The sequence below is a fragment of the Kitasatospora sp. NPDC101183 genome, from assembly GCF_044767945.1.
Lineage (GTDB): Bacteria > Actinomycetota > Actinomycetes > Streptomycetales > Streptomycetaceae > Kitasatospora.
Map to the genome: position 1 here is coordinate 202,473 of NZ_JBIWOW010000003.1, position 18,192 is coordinate 220,664.

The window sequence follows — 18,192 nt, forward strand, 5'->3', positions numbered from 1 at the left end:
ATGGCCGACGTCCGGGATCTCGCCGCGGACACGCTGAGCGCCCCCAGTACCGCACGGATCCGCCCAGGCTTCGAAGGCAACAACATCAGCCACGCGCTCGGCTTCAAGCACATCAACTACGTCTCCGAGGCCGCCGTCCTGCACCACTTCCGCGAGGCGGGCCTGCCGGTCGGGAGGCTCTACAAGGAGTTCGGGCTCGGCTTCGAGATCGTCGAACTGACGTCACGTCTGATCGAGCTGCTGGACCTGGACGACGAGGTGACCGCCGAGGTGGTGCCCGCCACCAAGCCCGGAGCGCGCGAACTCACCTTCAAGGTCGCCCAGTTCGTCCAGCGCGACGGCAAGGCGGTGAAGTCCGCGACCTCCACCGTCAAGGTCGCGCTGCGCATCGACGACCACGTCCCGGCCTCCGGCCCCTATCCGGAGGCCGTCCGCCCGTTCGCGGTGCCGCGTCTGGGCAGCGGGGCGCGTCTGGAACTCGGTGTCACGCCGCGCCCGTACGGAAGCCTCTCCGAGGGCCGTGGGACCGTCGGCGCCGACCCGGTCCTGGACCGGCTGATCGGCGAGGACAACGCCTTCGGCTGGCGCTGGCGGGTGCCCTACTTCTACTGCCACTTCAACGAGCGCCTGCAGATGTCGGGGTTCCTGCGCGTGATGGAGGAGGTCGAGGACCTGTTCCTGGCCGAGCGCGGCCTGCCGATCAAGCACGTGCTGGACACCCGGCGGTGGATCCCGGTGGTCACCCGGTCCGAGATCCGGCTCCTGGACGAGACCCTGATGGAGGAGGAGCTCCACACCGTCTACACCGTCGAGGACGTCTTCAAGGAGCTGCTCTACACCGCGCGGATGGACACGTACGTGATCCGCGGCGGGGAACTGGTCCACACGGCCACCGGCCGCATCACCCACGGCTACCTGCACGAGTACGAGCCCAACCGCTGGCGGATGGCCACCCTGGACGAGGCCACCGTCTCCGCCCTCTCCACCCCGAAGAAGGTGAACGCGTGAACGCCTCCGCCGCGGTCCGGCCGGTCATCACGGGCTGGTCGGCGGTCTCCCCGTACGGCCTGGACGCCGGGGCCCTCGCCGAGGGCCTGCGCTCGGGCCGTCCCACCGCCACGGCCCTGGACACCACCCGCTGGCAGGTGCCCGAGGGCAGTGCCCACCTGGTGCCCGACTTCGAGGTCCGCGAGATCCTCGGCAAGAAGGGCACCCGCTCGATGGACCGGGTCACCGGTCTGGCCGTCTCGGCGGTGCGCGGCCTCCTGGGCCAGCCGGACGCCGATCCGCAGCGCGAGACCGGGGACCGGGCCGCGCTGGTGCTGGGTACCACCACCGGCAGCGTCGCCAGCATGATGGACTTCACCCGCAGCTCGCTGGAGGGCGCCCGCCCGTTCGACGTCGACCCGGCGCTGATGCCCAACGCGGTGATGAACTGCGCGGCCGGGCAGGCCGCGATCTGGCACGGGCTGCGCGGCCCCAACGTCACGCTGGCCGGCGGCCGGACGGCGAGCCTGGCCGCCGTGAGCTACGCGACGCGGCTCCTGGCCTCCGGCCGCGCCGACTCCGTCCTGTGCGGCGCGGTGGAGGAGTTCTCGGCGGCCCGGTACTGGATCGAGCACCACAGCCGTGAACCCGAGGCACCCGAGACCGGTATCGGCGAGGGGTGCGCGATGCTGCTGATCCAGCCCTCGGACGCGGTGAGCCCCGAGCGCCACGCGCTCGCCGAGGTGCTCGCCGTTCGCTCCCGTGTCGCTGCCCGTGTGGACGACCGGGAACTGCTCGCGGCCTGCGTCCGCTCGGCCCTGGACGCCGCCGGGGTCGCGCCGGACGAGGTGTGGGCCGCCGTCCCCGGCGAGGCCCCCGGCACCGCCGGCCGGACCGAGGTCGCGGCACTGCGCGCGGCGCTCGGAGAGCGGGCCGAAGAGGCCTTGACCAGGGTCCCCGCGGTCAGTGTCCTGGGCGACGTCACCGCCGCCAGCGGTGCGTTCCAGATCGCCATCCTGCTGTCCGCCGCCGCCGCCGACCAGAGGGCCGCAGCCGGTCGGCCCGTCGTTCTGACGTCGGTGGACCGCGACGGCGCGCTGGCCTGCGCGGTGCTGCGCCTGGGGGCGGCGTGATGACGACCGTCCCCGTCGCGCACCGACCGGTCAGCCCGGTGGCCGGGCCGATCGAGGTCGTGTCCCCGCTGGCCGACGGGCGGTCCGGGGTGCGGATCGTGATCACGCCCGACGAACCGGTCTTCGCCGGCCACTACCCGGACTTCCCCATCTTCCCCGGCGTCTGCATCCTGGAGTGCGCCCACCAGGGCGCCCTCGCCACCGCCCCCGAACCGGTCGCACTGACCGGGGTGGACTCCGCCCGGTTCAGCGGCGCGGTCTACCCGGGGGACACCCTCACCATCGACCTCGTCTGGCGCCGGACCGAGGACGGCTGGCAGTGCCGGGCCGCCGCCGCCACCGGGAACGGGCCCGCGGCCTCCCTGCGCCTGCGCTTCGCCACCGCCGACGGAGGAGCACGGTGACCGCCACCGAGTCGGCACCCGCGGTCGTCGACCTGCTGCCGCACCGCTACCCGATGCTCCTGGTGGACCGTGTGGTGGAACTGGTGCCGGGGGAGCGGATCACGGCGACCAAGGCCGTCACCCACAACGAGCCCTGGTACGCGGGGCTGGTACCCGGGCAGGACCCGGCCTACCCGCTGCCGCTGCTGATCGAGTCCTGGGGACAGGCGGCCGGTGTGCTCGCCTCCGCGACCGCACCCGACGCCCGCGACCAGGTCATGCTGTTCGGCAGTGTCACCCACGCCCGTTTCCACCGCGCCGCCCGCCCCGGCGACCTGATCGAACACCTCGTCCGGGTCGACCGCATGCTCGACGACTCGGTGGTCTTCGAGGGCGAGAGCCGCTGCGCGGGCGAGTTGCTGATGTCGGTGGAGCGCATGGTGATGGCCTTCCGGCCGGCGTCACTGCTGCGCCCCGAAACCGCCGTGCCGCCGGCCTGACCGAGGAGACACACATGACCGTGACGACCAAGCCTTCCAAGTACTGGATGTTCACCAACGAGTTCACCCAGGACCCGTTTCCGATCCTGGAGTACATCCGCTCCCAGGGGCCGGTCTGTGAGGTGCCGCTGCCCGGTGCCGGCCGGGCCTGGGTGATCACCCGCTACGAGGAGGCGAAGGAAGCGCTGGCCGATCCCCGGCTCAGCCGCGACATCCACTACCACTACCGGCTGATCGCGGAGCGGACCGGGCAGCGGATGATGCCCCCGGCGGAGATCTCCAACCACCTGGCCAACCTCGAACCGCCCCGGCACACCCCGCTGCGCCGCGCGATCAGTTTCGCCTTCACCCCCCGCCGGGCCGAGGCGATGCGCTCCAAGGTCGAGGCGATGGCCGACGAACTGCTGGACGGGCTCGCCGATCAGGCCGAGCCCGACCTGATCAGCGGCTACGCCGACCCGCTCCCGGTGATCGCCATCGCCGCCCTGATGGGCGTGCCCGCCGAGTCCTGGCCCGACTTCCTGCACTGGTCCAACGCGCTGCGGGCGGCGGACGCGGGCAGCGGCGAGATGGAGCGCACGACCAGGGAACTCTCCACCTACCTGAGCGCGCTGATCGCACGGAAGGAGAAGGAACCCGGCGACGACCTGATCTCCGCCCTGATCCACGCCGACGCCGACAACCGGCTGACCGGCACGGAGATCCTCTCCACCGCCTTCGCCCTGATGACCGGTGGCAACGACACCACCGCGAGCCTGGTCGGCGGCGTCCTGGGAACCTTCCTGACCCACCCTCAGGAGCGCGACAGGCTGCTCGCGGAGCCGGGCTCCTGGGGCACCGCGATGGACGAGCTCATCCGCTACGTCAGCCCGATCGGGAACACCCTGCAGCGCGCCACCACCGAGCCGGTGACGATCGGCGCGACCACCATCCCGGCCGGTGAGATCGTCATCATCTCGGTCATCTCGGCCAACCGGGACGAGCGTCGGACCCCCCACCCCGACGAGCTGGACCTGGACCGGGAGAAGCCCGCCCACCTGTCCTTCGGTTTCGGAATCCACTACTGCTCGGGCGCGCATCTGGCTAAGGTGATCACCGAGGTCGGCACCCGCCGGGTCTTCGAGCGCTTCCCGGACGTGCGACTCGCCGTGGACCCGAGCGAACTGCGGTACCAGCAGAACGTGGTGACTCGCCCACTGGAGACGCTGCCGGTTCGGTGGTCCGCCGACGACGCGACGTCCAGGGGAGTGGGATGACTGATCTTCAACCGCGCGGGACGAGGACCACCGGCACCGCACGCCACCGATGATGACGACCCTGGTCATCTTCTTCGGGGTGGTCACCATGGTCCTCTCGGTGGGCGGTCTGGCGCTCGGCGCCCGCCGGCTGCTCGGCGTGCGGATCGGCCTCATCCGGGCCGCCCTGACCGGCTCGGCCGGGGTGGCCGCGGCCTCCGTCCTCGGCTCGGTCCTGAACGGCATGAGCCGGTCGGTGGGCCTGTCCGTGCTCCTCAGCATCGAGGTCGGCGCTGGGCTCCTCGCCGCGATGGCCTTCCTCGCGCTCTCCGAACTCCTCCTGCCGACGGGCTCCTGGTCGGCACTGCGGCTGCCCCAGGCGCTGCGCCGACGCTGGGTACGGGCCCGGCGCTACTCGCAGCTCAGCGCGATAGTCCGGCGGCACGGTCTGACCCGGCTGCTGCGCAGCGCGGACCGGGCCCGTGCCGCCGGCCCCTACGGCCACCCCGAGCTCGCCCGGTCGCTGCGTCTGGCCCTCGAGGAGGGCGGCGTCACCTTCGTCAAGCTCGGCCAGTTGATGTCGGTGCGCTACGACCTCCTGCCCCCGCAGTTCATCACCGAGCTGAGCCGGCTCCAGCACCAGGCGACGCCCGCCCCCTGGGAACAGGTGGCCGCCCAACTGGAGGAGGAGCTCGGCGGCCCCACCGACCGGGTCTTCGCCGAGTTCGACCCCCGCCCGCTCGCGGCCGGTTCGATCGCGCAGGTCCACCGGGCGCGGCTGCACACGGGGCAGGAGGTGGTGGTCAAGGTCCGCCGCCCCGGATGCAGGCCCGTGGTCGAACGTGACCTGGACATCCTGTGCAGTGCCGCGCAGAAGCTGGAGGAGCGCACCAGATGGGGGCGCTCCACCGGCGTCCACGCGCTCGCCCAGGGGTTCGCCCAGTCCGTGCTGGAGGAACTCGACTTCCGGATCGAGGCGCGCAACATCGCGGCCATCGCGGCGGCCACCGCCGAGGCGGCCCGCCGGCCCCTGGCCCCGGAGGGCCCCGAGGTGGTGATCCCGTCCGTGTACCAGGAGTTGAGCACCGAGCAGGTCCTGGTCGTCGAGTGGATGGACGGCATCGCCCTCGGCGCCGCGACGCCGGAGCAGGTCGCGGACCTGATGGACCCCACCGCCGCCGCGAACGCGGTGCTGGACTGCGTGCTGCGACAGATCATGGTCGGCGGGACCTTCCACGCCGACCCGCACCCGGGCAACATCCTGCTGCTGCGCGACGGCCGGATCGCGCTGCTGGACTTCGGATCCGTGGGCCGGATCGACTCCCTGCTGCAGGCCAGACTGCGCGACATGCTCCTCGCCGTCAGCCAGGGCGACGCGGCGGCGCTGCGCGACGTGCTCGTGGCGCTGGTCAACGATCCGGAGACGGTCGACGAGACGAGGCTGGAGCGCTCGCTCGGCGACTTCCTGGCACGCCACTTCAGCCCGGGCCTGCCCTTGGACCTCGCCTCCTTCGGTGATCTGTTCCGCCTGGTCGCCGAGCACCGGATCACCATTCCGTCCAACGTCGCGGCCGCCTTCCGGGCTCTGGCGACCCTGGAGGGAACACTTCCCCGGTTCGACCGGTCCTTCGACCTCCTGGCCGCGACCAAGGGCTTCGCCAGTACCTACCTCATGGAGAAGGTCGCACCCGCCGCGCTGGCCCGGTCGGCGATCGAGGAGCTGCTGGCGGTCCTTCCGATGCTCCGTCAGCTCCCGCGCCGGCTGAACCGGATCACCGGAGCGCTGGAACAGGGGCGGCTGGGCGTCAACGTCCGGCTGCTGGGCCACCAGCACGACCGCGGCTTCGTCCGCGGGCTGCTGAGCGAGGTCATCCTCACCGTTCTGGGCGCCACCACCGGCGTGATGGCGGTGCTCCTGCTCGGCAACACGGGCGGGCCGATGATCACGCGCTCCGTCAGCCTCTTCCATGTCCTCGGGTACAACCTGCTCGTGGTCAGCGCCGTCCTGATGGTCCGGGTGCTGTTCGGCGTCGTGCGCCGGCAATGACAACAGTCGGCATCCGGGCGGTCGGTGACCGCTCCGGCGGGGTCGGGACGTGACCGGAATCGGTCAACAGCCGGCCGGGCGGGCCGGTCCGTCGGACACCTCGTGTATGCGGACCGACACTCACCGTCAGTTCTCGTGACGTGTCGGCGCACGCGTGGCCCGGCCAGCGCAGCTTGCTGTCAGCCCCATAGGACCGTGCGCCCGCCGAGCTGTTCCATGGCAGTGAACGGGCATACACGTCATGGGGGTTGTGAAATGAGGAAGTCGTCGGCGACGGCCGATCTCCGCCCAGTGGTACGGGATCGTCCGAGAGATGAGATCGAGCAGGGGCTGCTGGAGGTGCAGGCCCTGCTCGCCGATACGATGGTCAGGCATCGTGACTGGGTCTCCCAGGGGTCGACCGTCACCGTGCTGCGATCCGGCGAGGACCAGCTGTCGGCGGAGGTCGTGCGCCTGATCGGCCGGGCCGAACGGGGCATCGAGGTGGTGCTGTCCTCGGACCGGGCGCGGGCCGCGATGGTCTACCGCTCGTTGGAGACGCTGCTGTCCGCGCGTGGCGCCGCCGTCCGCGTCCGGTTGCTGTGCGGGCCGGAGAGCCTGGACCGTGAGTTCGCCCTCGCCCAGCTGGACGCCGGGCACCTGGTCGAGATGCGGACGGCCCGGCTGCCCCGCATGGAGGCGATCATGGTGGACCGTCAGGTCGCCCTGCTGGCGGACCCGATCGGTGGCAACCGGCAGGCGGCGGTGGTGCGGGACGCCTCCGTCCTGAACTCCCTGCACCTCCTCTTCGCCGGGGTCTGGCGCGGCGCCGTGTCGGTGCGCGACCAGGAGGGCCTCGGAAACTGGGCCCGGGCCGACTTCTCGGCGCGCGTGCTGGGCTGCCTGAACGCCGGCAGGACGGACGAGGTCGCGGCCCGGCAGCTGTCGGTATCGGTCCGCACCTACCGGCGCTACGTCGCCGAGATCATGGACAACCTGGGAGTGAATTCCCGTTTCCAGGCCGGAGCGCGCGCCGCCGAGCTCGGACTGCTGCCGGCCGAACAGGAATCGCAGCCGACCCGGCGGACCGCCTGAAAGCGGCGCGGGTGCCGGCCGTGGCAACTTCCTGAACCCGCCATTGCGTCGGCCCCACCGCCCGGATAGAAATGACCCGGAACCAGCCGGAAACGGGGCCGGCGGCGAATGGAGAACCGCCGCCGAAGAATTCGGGAAATCCGGTCGGCGAACCGTCGTCCGGAGGACCGGGAGGGTTCCTGAGAACTCCGGCAGTCGTCTCCCCGGGCGGACTGTCGGTGGCCCGCGGCCGGTGGGCGCGCGTTTCGACCGAAACCGCGCAGGTCGATCCGCGGAGGGCGTCGGAGTCGGCCCCGCACCCCCGGCGGGACCGACTCCGCGCGCGGCCCGGAGCACACGGCGGCAGCGCGGAGGAGACGGGACAGATGATCAACAGCGCGATCGACAGCCGATGGTTCCGCCGCCACGCGGCGGCGGACGGTACGGCCACCCAGCGGCTGGTCTGCCTGCCGCACGCGGGCGGCGCCGCGAGCACGTTCCACAGTTGGGGAGGCGGCCTCGGGGACGGGGTGGAGCTTCTGGCGGCCAGGTACCCGGGGCGGCAGGAGCGGCTCGGCGAGCCGAGCCCGGGGAGCATGACCGAGCTCGCCGACGCGGTCACCGAGGCCCTGCTGGCCTTCACGGACCTGCCGCTGTCGCTCTTCGGCCACAGCATGGGGGCCTGCCTCGCCTACGAGGTCGCCTGCCGGCTGGAGGGTGTGCACGGTGTGCGCCCGGAGGGGCTCTACGTCTCCGGGGCCCTGGCGCCGCACCGGTTCGCGGGCAAGGCGAAGGCGGCCTACCTGGGCGGCGACCAGGCCGTCCTGGAGGAGGTGCGTCGACTCGGCGGCACGGAGGCCGGGCTGCTGAGCGACCCGGATCTGTTCGACCTGGTGATGCCGAGCATCCGGGCCGACTTCAGGGTGATGGGGACCTACCTCCCGAAGACCCTCGCCGTGCACTGCCCGGTGGTCGGCTACGTCGGCGACCAGGACCCGGACGTCACCCCCGCGGACATGGAGGCCTGGGCGGATCTCGCGGCCGGCTCCTTCGACCTGGCGGTCTTCCCGGGCGACCACTTCTACCTGGCCGGGGAACGCGACGCACTGCTCCGCGACCTCGCACGACGGCTGGCGTGAACGCGGTGGCCGTGTCGACGGAGGAGCGCGCCAGCGGCGTCGGCGTCCTGGACAAGACCTCCCTGCTGCTCGGCGTGCTGGCCGAGGGGCCCGCTTCACTGCGGACCCTGACCGAGGTGACCGGACTGCACCGGGCGACCGTGCACCGGCTGGCGCAGGCGCTGGAGTGCATCCGGCTGGTGACCCGGGACTCCATGGGCCGGTTCACGCTGGGCCCGAGGATCGAGGAGCTGGCCGAGGAGGCCGGCAGGGACCGCCTGCTGGAGAGCGCCGACCGCGTGCTGGCGGAGCTGCGGGTCCGTACGGGTGCCAGCGCGCGGCTCTACCGGCGCCACGGCGACCTGAAGGTCTGCGTGGCCACCGCCGAAGGGCCGGGCACCGGGCGGCAGGCCCGGTCGGCGTTGGGCGTGGCGCTACCGCTGAAGGCGGGCGCCGGCGCCCAGGTGCTGCTGGCCTGGGAGGACCCGGACGGGATCACCGAGGCCATCGGCAGAGGCGGCTTCGGCGCGGTCACCCTGACCAAGGTCCGCCAGCAGGGCTGGGCGCACAGCCTGGGAGTCGGCGAGCTGGGCTTCGCGGCGGCCGCGGCGCCCGTGCGCGGGGCCACCGGGGGAGTCGTGGCCGCGTTGGTGCTGGACGGGCCGATCACGTTGCTGTCCCGGGCCCCGGGCCGGCTGTACGGCGGCCTGTTGATCGACGCGGCCGCCCGGCTCGGCGCCGTGCTGACCGGCTGGCCGGCCCAGAATTCCTGACAGTGAGTCGTGGGACGGCTTGTCCGGACCCTCGGGAAATCGATGGAAACCGACTGGCGATTCGTTGCGAATTCCTTGGAGACGGTGATGGCAAGAAAACCACCGCGCTGGTACTTCTCGTTCGGCAGCGCGTATTCCTGGATGGCTTACCAGGACCTGACCACGCGCTATCCCGATGTGGCGGAGGCGATCGACTGGCTGCCGTTCTGGGAGCCGGACGACGACCACCACGACCACCTGGAGGCGGCCGGGGTTCAGCTGCCCTACGTCCCGATGTCCCGCGAGAAGTACCTCTACGTCCTCCAGGACGTCCGCCGGCTGGCGCGGGAGCGCGAGCTGCGGATGGTCTGGCCGGTGGACCGGGCGCCCAACTGGGAGGTCTCGCACCTGGCCTACCTGGTGGCCAGGGATCGCGGCCTCGGCCGGCAGTTCATCGACGAGACCTACCGGGCCAGGTGGGAGGAGGGGCTGGACATCTCCTCCCCGGAGGTCATCGCCCGCATCGGTGCGGCGATCGGCCTCGACCCCGAGGTGCTCGGCGGCGCCTGGCAGGATCCGCAGGTGCGCGCCCAGGGCCTGGAGGCGCTCAACGCGCCTTACCGCGACGGGGTGTTCGGGGTCCCGTACTTCATCGACGGCTACCAGCGCTTCTGGGGCATCGACCGGCTGCCCGGATTCGTCTCCACGGTGCGCCACCGCACGGCGCCCGCCACCACGACCTCCCGCTGACCGGCGTCGGCCCACTCCGGCCGACGCCGACGACCGCAACAACCGCAACGTCCGCACCATCCGCAACCGACCAACCGACAGGAGCCCGATCCATCATGGCGACCAACCCGTTCGAGGACGACAGCGCCTCCTACTACGTCCTCGTCAACGAGGAGAACCAGCACTCGCTGTGGCCCGCCTTCGCCGAGGTCCCGGCCGGCTGGACCGTCGTGCACGGCCAGGAGAGCCGCGAGTCCTGCCTCGACCACATCAACACCAACTGGACGGACATGCGCCCGAAGAGCCTCGTCGAGGCGATGGGCGCCTGACCTGACCCTCAGCCCAGTGACGGCGGCCCCCCCACGGCCGCGGTACCACCAGCAGGCCCCGGTCCGACCCCACGCGGACCGGGGCCTGACGTCTGTCCCCCGGCGGGTGGTGGGCGGCCGGCCAGGGGGAGCGGGTGGTCCCCGGTGTCGGACGCAGGGACCGGCTGCGGCGCGGCCGGTCGGCGGGTCGCTGATCGGCCGGTGCAATCCGGGAACTGCCGGACTCGTACGCGGCGGACGCCCGTGACGTGGCTGTCCGATCCACCGGGCCTCCCGGCCCGGGCCGCCCCGGTGGGAGTGGTCGGGCACCGCACCCCGTGAACGCCGCCTCTCCTGGGGCCTGTTGACGCGAAGGGGCCGCCGGGTCGGAATCCGACCCGGCGGCCCCTTCGCCGTCGCCGACGCAGGTCAGCCCGCGGTGGGACCGCTGCCCACCAGGACGGGCTCCTCGCCGGCCGGGGCCGGCGCCTGGTCCTTCAGCCCCGGCCACCAGGCCCGGCGGCCGAGCAGCGTGGTGATCGCGGGAACGAGGAACAGCGCCATGACGAAGGCGGTGAGCAGGATGCCGAAGGCCACCGCGAAGCCCATCTGCTGGAACATCGAGTTGTCCGCGAGCATCAGGACGCCGAAGGTGCCGGCCAGGATGAGCGCCGCGGCGCCCATGGTCGGCGCGGACCGGGCCACCGCGTGCTTGATCGCCTCCCGGGGGTCGTTGCCCTCCCGGATCTCCTCGCGCAGTCGGGCGACCATCAGGATGTTGTAGTCGGTGCCGATCGCGACCACGAAGAGGTAGACCAGGATCGGCAGGCTGAACAGGACACCGTTGGCACCCTTGACGTCCTGGAAGAGCCAGACCGTGGCACCGATGGTTCCGGCGAAGCCGAGGCCGACCGAGATCATCAGGAACCAGGGCGCGACCGCGCTGCGCAGCAGCAGGCCGAGGATCAGCATGATGGCCAGGCCGGCGACCGGGAAGACCACCGAGTAGTCGTGCTCGACGGCGGTGCGGATGTCCGCGAGGACGGCGGTGGTGCCGCCGACCAGGGCGCGGGTGCCGGAGGGCGCCGCGGCGTGCGCCCGGTCGCGGAGGTCGCCGTCGACCAGGTCGATCGCCTTCTCCTCGGACGGCTTGTACTTGAGCGAGACGCTGTACCGGGCGACGGTGCCGTCGGCCGACGGCACGGCGGGGGAGACCTGGGCGACGCCCTCGATGCCGGCGAGCTTGTCCCGGTAGGCGGACAGCTGATCGGCGGGCACCTTGCCCCCGTCGGTGTTCTCCAGGAACACCAGCGTCGGGTCGGCCTGGCCGGCCGAGAAGGCGCTCTGCAGGGTGTCCATCGCCTGCACGGACTCCAGCGTCTTCGGCAGCGAACTACCGCTGTCGAAGTCGGCCTTGAACCCGAGGGCGCCGACCGAGAGCACCACCAGCAGCCCGCCGGAGACCGCCGCGACCAGCCCCGGACGGCGGGCCGTCAGGCCGCCGACCTTCTGGGCCAGGGCGTTCTTCGGCTCGCGCTTCCAGGCCTTGGAGGGCCAGAACGCGGCCCGGCCGAGCAGGGCGAACACGGCCGGCACCAGCGTGACGCCGGCGACCATGCTGACCGCGACCGCGATGGCGAGCGAGGGGCCCATGGCGCGCAGCATGCCCATGGTGGACAGGGTCAGCGCGAGGAAGGCCACCACCACGGCGCCGGCGGCGGAGGCGATGGTCTCGCCGACGCGGGCGACGGCCTCGGCCATCGCGGGGCGCGGCTCCATCCCGGCCCGCAGGAACTCGCGGTAGCGGAAGAGCAGGAAGAGCAGGTAGTCGGTGCCGACGCCGAACAGGACCACGATCAGCATGGTCGACACGGAGGAGTCGGCGGTCAGGCCGAAGGCGGAGCTGGCGGTGGAGATCAGCCCGGTGGCGGTCAGGTAGACCACCAGGATCACGAGCGCCGGCAGCAGCGCGATCAGCGGGCTGCGGAAGATGACGCCGAGCAGGATGATGATCAGCAGCAGGGTCGCCATCATGATCATGCCGTCGGTGTTGTTGCCGGACTCCTTGGAGTCCAGCGCGGTGGCGGCCGAGCCGGTGACTCCGAGCTTGAGGGCGGTGCCGTTCAGGAGGTCCTTGGCGTCCGTCCGCAACTGCTTGACGTCGTTGATGACGGGATCGCCGAAGACGTCCTTGGTGTCGGCGTAGATGTTCGCCAGGCCGATCTTCCCGTCGGGGGAGAGGGCGTTGGGGTCGGTCAGGACCTTGTTGAGGTGGGTGTAGTGCTTGGCCTCCAGGCCGGCGGCGACCTTCGCCATGTCGGTCTTGTCGCCGTCGGTGAGCGCGGCGCCGTCGGTGCGCTGGAAGACGGCGATCGCGGCGGGCTGGTCGGGCCCGGGGAAGGCGCGCTTCTGCACGTCGGTGACCTGGACCGACTCGTAGTGCGAGGGCAGGAACTCGGCCTGGTCGGTGGTCGACTTGAGCTGGGGCGCGAGCGCGCTCAGCGCGACCGCCGCGACCAGCCAGGCCGCGACGACCAGCCACGGCCTGCGGACGACGAACCGCCCGATCTTTGTGAACATGACACTCCTTGAACTTCGAAGCCCCGACATCAGGGTGGTGCCGGGCGGGCGATCCGAACCGATGGATGGTGCGCGACCGGAGTCCGCGATCGCAGAGGGTGAGGCTGCAGCATCGCACCGTCGCCCTCGTTCCCACCCGCTCCGTGGCAGCTTGTGGCCACTGCGCCCGGATCGTTCCGTCCGTCCGTCGTGGGCGGTTCAGCTTGCGGACGGTCCGGGGGCGGATCGTGGCGGGCCGGGTCGGGCGCTGCCTACCGTCGATCCACCGTCGAGCGTTCAGAGGGGGGATGACCGGTGCCGGGTACCGTGCCCACCGCGGCCACCATGCGTGACCGGGTCGAGGAGCTCCGGGGCCTGCGGGCCGACGTCCGTTCCGGGGACCTTCGGGCCACCGAGGCCCAGCACGCCAAGGGCAAACTGACGGCCCGTGAGCGGATCGACCTGCTCTTCGACCCCGGGACCTTCCACGAGCTGGAGCCGCTGCGCCGCCACCGCGCCCAGGGCTTCGGCCTGGAGGCCAAGAAGCCGCACACCGACGGTGTGATCGTCGGCTGGGGCACCGTCCACGGCCGGACCGTCTTCACCTACGCCCACGACTTCCGGATCTTCGGCGGGGCGCTGGGCGAGGCCCACGCGCAGAAGATCCACAAGATCATGGACATGGCCATCGCGGCCGGCGCGCCCCTGGTCTCGCTCAACGACGGTGCCGGCGCGCGCATCCAGGAGGGCGTCACCGCCCTGGCCGGCTACGGCGGCATCTTCCAGCGCAACACCAGGGCCTCCGGCGTCATCCCGCAGATCTCGGTGATGCTCGGCCCCTGCGCCGGCGGCGCCGCGTACTCGCCCGCGCTGACCGACTTCGTGTTCATGGTCCGCGAGACCTCGCAGATGTTCATCACCGGCCCGGACGTCGTCCAGGCCGTGACCGGCGAGAAGATCACCCAGAACGGCCTCGGCGGCGCCGACGTCCACGCGGGCGTCTCCGGCGTCTCCCACTTCGTCCACGACGACGAGCAGTCCTGCATCGAGGAGGTCCGCTTCCTCCTCTCGCTGCTCCCGCAGAACAACCGCGAGATGCCGCCCGTCGTCGTCACCGACGACCCGGCCGACCGCCGCAACGGCAGCCTGCTGTCGCTCGTCCCGGTCGACGGCAACCGCCCGTACGACATGCGCAAGGTGATCGAGGAGATCGTCGACCACGGCGAGTACCTGGAGGTCCACGAGCGCTGGGCCACCAACGTGCTCTGCGTGCTGGCCAGGCTCGGCGGCAGGCTGGTCGGGGTGGTGGCCAGCCAACCGCAGTCGCTGGCCGGGGTGTTGGACATCCACTCCTCGGAGAAGGCCGCCGGCTTCGTGCAGTTCTGCGACGCCTTCAACATCCCGATCGTCACGCTGGTCGACGTCCCCGGCTTCCTGCCCGGCGTCGACCAGGAGCACGGCGGCATCATCCGCCACGGCGCCAAGCTGCTGTACGCGTACTGCAACGCCACCGTGCCGCGCATCTCGCTGATCCTGCGCAAGGCCTACGGCGGCGCGTACATCGTGATGGACTCCCGCTCGATCGGCGCCGACCTCTCCTACGCGTGGCCGACCAACGAGATCGCCGTCATGGGAGCCGAGGGCGCGGCCAACGTGATCTTCCGCCGCGAGATCAACGGCGCCGAGGACCCGGACGCCACGCGCGCCCAGCTGGTGAAGGAGTACACCGCCGAGCTGATGCACCCGTACTACGCGGCCGAGCGCGGCCTCGTGGACGACGTCATCGACCCGGCCGAGACCCGTGCGACGCTCATCGCCGCGCTGGAGATGCTGTCCACCAAGCACGCGCTGCTGCCGTCCCGCAAGCACGGGAACCCGCCGCAGTGACCGCGCCCGACCCGCTGCTGCAGGTGCTGCGCGGGAGCCCGACCGCCGACGAGGTGGCCGCCCTGGCCGCGGTCCTGGCGCTGGTGGCCCGCCGGCCCCCGGCCGCCCCGGCCCAGGCCGGGCGCGCCGTGAGCGCGGCTCGCTGGGAGCGCGCCGCGTCCCGCCCACGACCGGGCCGGGCGTGACAGCTTCCTGCAGGGTCGCTTGGTCCGCGGCGGCCCGACTGGTACCAACGACGCGATGTGGTGGGTTCGAGAACGTACGGCCTCGGCCGAGGGGAGGCGGCTGATGCACCAGGTGGTGTTCCGGATTCTCGGTCCCCTGGACGTCAGGGTGGACGGCCGGCCGGTGCCGCTCTCCGGGGCGCGGCAGCGCACCATCCTCTCCATGCTGCTGCTCTCCCCCAACCGGGTCGTCTCGGTGGACGCCCTCGCCGACGCCGTCTGGCTGGGCCGGCCGCCGACCACCTTCGTCAACCAGATCGCGATCTGCGTGTCCGCTCTGCGCAAGACCTTCAAGGCCGCCGTCGGTCAGGACGACCTGATCGTCACCGTGCACCCCGGCTACCTGCTCGCGACCGGTGAGCACAGGATCGACGCGGTCGAGTTCGAGGAACTGGTGGCGCACGCCCGGGAGACGATGCGGCGGCGGCGTGCCGTCGAGGCCGTCGAACTGCTGGACGAGGCCCTCGGCCTGTGGCGGGGGCCCGCCATGGAGGGTGTGGTCGGCGGCCGCGTGGCGGCCGAGGCGGCCCGGCTCGGCGAGCTCCGACTGGCCGTCTACGAGGAGTACGCCGGGCTCCGGCTCGATCTCGGACGCCACCGCGAACTGGTGGGCGAACTCACCTCCTTCATCAGGGAGAACGGGCTGCGCGAGCAGGCCCGGGCGCAGCTGATGCTCGCCCAGTACCGGTCCGGGCGGCGGGCCGAGGCGCTGGAGACCTACCGGGAGGCGCGGCGGCTGTTCGTCGACGAGCTCGGGATCGAACCCGGCCCGATGCTGCGGAAGCTGCACGACGCGGTGCTCGCCGACGATTCCTGGCTGACCGCGCCGCCACCCGCGCCGCCACCCTCGGCGCCGCTCGAGGAGCCGGCCGAGGAGCCGGTGCCCGGCCCGGCCGCCGAGGTCGTCGTGGCCCCCGCGATCCCCGCCCAACTCCCGGCCGACGTGGCCGCGTTCACCGGGCGGATCTCGGAACTCGCCGCGCTGGACCGGATGCTGGCCGAGCGCAGCGACAGCTCGGTGCTCCCGGTCGGCCTGATCACCGGGATCGGCGGGGTCGGCAAGACGGCGCTGGCCCGCCACTGGGCCCACCGGGTCGCCGGGCGGTTCCCCGACGGCCAGCTCTTCGCGGACCTGCGCGGCTACGACGACTCCGAGGAGCCGCTCACCCCGAACGCCGTCCTGGACCGCTTCCTGCGCGCCCTCGGCGTGCCGGCCGAGGAGATCCCCGCCGACCAGGTCGAGCGGGCCGACCGCTTCCGCAGCGAACTCGGCGGCCGCCGCGTCCTGGTGGTCCTCGACAACGCCCGCTCCTACGAGCAGATCCGCTGGCTGCTGCCGGGCAGCGGCCGGCACTGCGTCCTGGTCTCCAGTCGGGGCCCGGTCGAGGGCCTGGCCGGCGACCACGACTTCCTGCACCTGCCGCTCGGCGTGCTCGACCAGGGCGAGGCGGCCGAGCTGGTCACCAGGGTGGTGGGCGGCGAGCGGCTGTCGGCGGACCCGGAGAGCGTGCGCGAACTCGGCGCGCTCTGCGACGGCCTGCCGCTGGCCCTGCGCATCGCGGCGGCCCGGCTGGCCGGCAAGCCGCACTGGACGGTGCGCCAGCTGGTCGCCCGGCTGAAGGACCAGCACCGCCGGCTGGACGAACTCGGGGAGGGCTCGCGCGGGGTGCGGGCCGGCTTCCGGCTCAGCTACCGAGGACTGCCCGCCGACGTGGCCCGGATGTACAGGCTGCTCGGCCTGCTGAACCTGCCGGACTTCTCGGTCTGGATGGGCGCCGCCCTGCTGGACGTCGACCCGCTGGACGCCGAGGACCTGATCGAGCAGCTGGTCGACGCCCAACTGCTCGAAGTCCTCGCCGAGCGCGGCAGCGGCCAGGTCCGCTACCGCTTCCAGGACCTGCTCCGGCTGTTCGCCGCGGAGTGCGCGCTGACGGAGGAGACCCCGCAGGCCCGGGCCGACGCGCAGCGCCGCGTGTTCGGCGGGCTGCTGTTCCTCGCCGAGGAGGCGCACCGGCGGATCTACGGCGGCGACTTCACCGTGGTGCACGGGCCCGGGCCGCGCTACCGGCTCCCGGAGGAGCTGGTCGGCGCCCTGACGGAGGACCCGATGGCCTGGTTCGAGCAGGAGCGGGCCTCGATCGTCAGCAGCGTCGACCAGGCGGCCGAGAACGGCGAGTCCGCGCTCGCCTGGGACCTGACGATGACCAGCGTCACGCTCTTCCAGAACCGCAACTACCCCCAGGAGTGGCGCCAGTGCGCCGAGCGCGCGCTGGCCGCCGCCCGGACCGCCGGCGACGCCCTCGGCGAGGCGGCCATGCTGCACTCGCTCAGCACCCTGGAGATCGTCCAGTCCCGCTGGGAGGAGGCGGGGGCCCGGCTCGGACCGGCCCGGCGGCTCTTCGCCGACCGGGGCGAGCGGCGCGGCGTAGCCCTGGTCCAGCGCAACCTCGCCCTGTACGCGCGCAACCGGGGCGACCTGGCCGCCGCCCGGGAGGAGGGCTACCGCTCCCTGGCCGGCTTCCGGGAGGTCGGCGACCACTACGCCGAGGCCCATGTGCTCGGCATCCTGGCCCGGATCGAGCTGGAGTACGGCGAACTGCGCAACGGCCTCGAACTCACCGAGCAGGCCATCGCGGTGAACCTGCGACTGGGCTCCACCCGGGGCGAGGCGCAGAGCACCGTCCGGCTGGCCGAGGTCCTGGTCAGCCAGGGGGAGGGGAAGCGGGCCGAGGAGGCGAGCCGCCGGGCGCTGGAACTGGTGCGAGCCGCGGGGGACCAGCGGGGCGAGGCGCACTCGCTGCGCTGCCTCGGGGAGGCGCTGTGGCGCCAGGACCGGCCGGCCGAGGCCGTCGGCGTCCTGCGGGAGGCGCTGGCCTCCGCGGACCGGGTGTCGGACCGCTTCCTGGCGGCCCGGGTCAGCACCCTGCTCGCCTGCGTGACGGGCCTGACGGGGGATCGGGTGGCGGCGGCCGGCCTCCTCGCCGCCGCGGCGCGGCAGTTCGAGGAGCTCGGCGCGCCGGTGTGGCTGGAGCGGGTGGCCGGGCTCGACCGGGAGGTGCGGGGCGCCGGCGCGCTCGACTCCGAACGGCTCCGGGCGCTGCTGGAGGCCGTGCCCTGAGCTCTCGTCGAACCGCCCACCTCGGGGCGGGACGACGGGAGTGCGAGGACGGGGATGCGAGGACGGAAGTGCGAGGACGGCTCCTAGCCGGCGGTGCGGCCGGACGGGCTGAGGGTCCAGGGATCGTCGCCGTACAGGGTGGTCATGGGTTCTCCTCGG

Annotated in this window: 15 protein-coding genes; 14 read left to right on the forward strand and 1 reads right to left on the reverse strand. The window is 72.5% G+C overall.

The features are described 5' to 3' along the window. The 11 genes from ACIRRS_RS04720 to ACIRRS_RS04770 all read left to right on the forward strand — a co-directional run bounded on the left by ACIRRS_RS04720 (window position 1) and on the right by ACIRRS_RS04770 (window position 10,266). Window positions 1-1,008: a hypothetical protein gene (locus ACIRRS_RS04720; protein WP_402965000.1), complete on the forward strand. Its 1,008-nt coding sequence runs from the start codon at window positions 1-3 to the stop codon at window positions 1,006-1,008. Then, a complete protein-coding gene (locus tag ACIRRS_RS04725; RefSeq protein WP_402965002.1) occupies window positions 1,005-2,120 on the forward strand; it encodes a beta-ketoacyl synthase N-terminal-like domain-containing protein in 1,116 nt (371 codons plus the stop codon). The genes ACIRRS_RS04720 and ACIRRS_RS04725 overlap by 4 nt, the downstream gene beginning before the upstream one ends. Further along, on the forward strand, window positions 2,120-2,524 hold the full coding sequence (locus ACIRRS_RS04730) for a 3-hydroxyacyl-ACP dehydratase FabZ family protein (RefSeq protein ID WP_402965004.1): 405 nt from the start codon (window positions 2,120-2,122) through the stop codon (window positions 2,522-2,524). The genes ACIRRS_RS04725 and ACIRRS_RS04730 overlap by 1 nt, the downstream gene beginning before the upstream one ends. Next, the gene (locus ACIRRS_RS04735; RefSeq protein WP_402965007.1) at window positions 2,521-3,003 is read left to right on the forward strand and encodes a 3-hydroxyacyl-ACP dehydratase FabZ family protein; all 483 of its coding nucleotides are present in this window, start codon (window positions 2,521-2,523) and stop codon (window positions 3,001-3,003) included. Before ACIRRS_RS04730 ends, ACIRRS_RS04735 begins: the two co-directional genes overlap by 4 nt. Before the next feature lie 14 nt (window positions 3,004-3,017). After that, window positions 3,018-4,259, forward strand: a complete 1,242-nt coding sequence (locus tag ACIRRS_RS04740) for a cytochrome P450 (RefSeq protein ID WP_402965009.1) — start codon at window positions 3,018-3,020, stop codon at window positions 4,257-4,259. Window positions 4,260-4,311: 52 nt separating this feature from the next. Beyond that, window positions 4,312-6,285 (forward strand): ABC1 kinase family protein, encoded by a 1,974-nt coding sequence (locus ACIRRS_RS04745; protein ID WP_402965012.1) that lies wholly within the window; start codon window positions 4,312-4,314, stop codon window positions 6,283-6,285. Between the two features lie 291 nt (window positions 6,286-6,576). Continuing rightward, the gene (locus tag ACIRRS_RS04750) at window positions 6,577-7,359 is read left to right on the forward strand and encodes a LuxR family transcriptional regulator (RefSeq protein WP_402965015.1); all 783 of its coding nucleotides are present in this window, start codon (window positions 6,577-6,579) and stop codon (window positions 7,357-7,359) included. A 365-nt stretch (window positions 7,360-7,724) separates the two neighbouring features. After that, window positions 7,725-8,477 (forward strand): thioesterase II family protein, encoded by a 753-nt coding sequence (locus ACIRRS_RS04755; protein WP_402965017.1) that lies wholly within the window; start codon window positions 7,725-7,727, stop codon window positions 8,475-8,477. After that, window positions 8,474-9,229 carry an IclR family transcriptional regulator gene (locus ACIRRS_RS04760; RefSeq protein ID WP_402965020.1) on the forward strand — a complete coding sequence of 252 codons (756 nt, stop codon included), beginning with the start codon at window positions 8,474-8,476 and terminating at the stop codon, window positions 9,227-9,229. The genes ACIRRS_RS04755 and ACIRRS_RS04760 overlap by 4 nt, the downstream gene beginning before the upstream one ends. A gap of 141 nt (window positions 9,230-9,370) precedes the next feature. After that, window positions 9,371-9,958, forward strand: coding sequence for a DsbA family protein (locus ACIRRS_RS04765; protein ID WP_402965022.1), 588 nt, complete (start codon window positions 9,371-9,373; stop codon window positions 9,956-9,958). Between the two features lie 95 nt (window positions 9,959-10,053). Next, entirely contained in the window at window positions 10,054-10,266 is a 213-nt protein-coding gene (locus ACIRRS_RS04770) for an MbtH family protein (protein ID WP_402965025.1), read from the forward strand. A 408-nt stretch (window positions 10,267-10,674) separates the two neighbouring features. Here the strand turns inward: ACIRRS_RS04770 and ACIRRS_RS04775 are convergent, their stop codons facing one another. Continuing rightward, window positions 10,675-12,825, reverse strand: coding sequence for an MMPL family transporter (locus tag ACIRRS_RS04775; RefSeq protein ID WP_402965028.1), 2,151 nt, complete (start codon window positions 12,823-12,825; stop codon window positions 10,675-10,677). Between the two features lie 324 nt (window positions 12,826-13,149). On the opposite strand from ACIRRS_RS04775, the gene ACIRRS_RS04780 reads away from it, so the two are divergent. The 3 genes from ACIRRS_RS04780 (at window position 13,150) to ACIRRS_RS04790 (ending at window position 18,033) form a co-directional block, all read left to right on the forward strand. Beyond that, the gene (locus tag ACIRRS_RS04780; RefSeq protein WP_402965488.1) at window positions 13,150-14,691 is read left to right on the forward strand and encodes an acyl-CoA carboxylase subunit beta; all 1,542 of its coding nucleotides are present in this window, start codon (window positions 13,150-13,152) and stop codon (window positions 14,689-14,691) included. Beyond that, complete coding sequence (locus ACIRRS_RS04785) at window positions 14,688-14,876, forward strand: acyl-CoA carboxylase epsilon subunit (protein WP_402965030.1); 189 nt, start codon at window positions 14,688-14,690, stop codon at window positions 14,874-14,876. Before ACIRRS_RS04780 ends, ACIRRS_RS04785 begins: the two co-directional genes overlap by 4 nt. Before the next feature lie 103 nt (window positions 14,877-14,979). Beyond that, a complete protein-coding gene (locus ACIRRS_RS04790) occupies window positions 14,980-18,033 on the forward strand; it encodes an AfsR/SARP family transcriptional regulator (protein WP_402965033.1) in 3,054 nt (1,017 codons plus the stop codon). The last annotated feature ends 159 nt before the right edge of the window (window positions 18,034-18,192 follow it).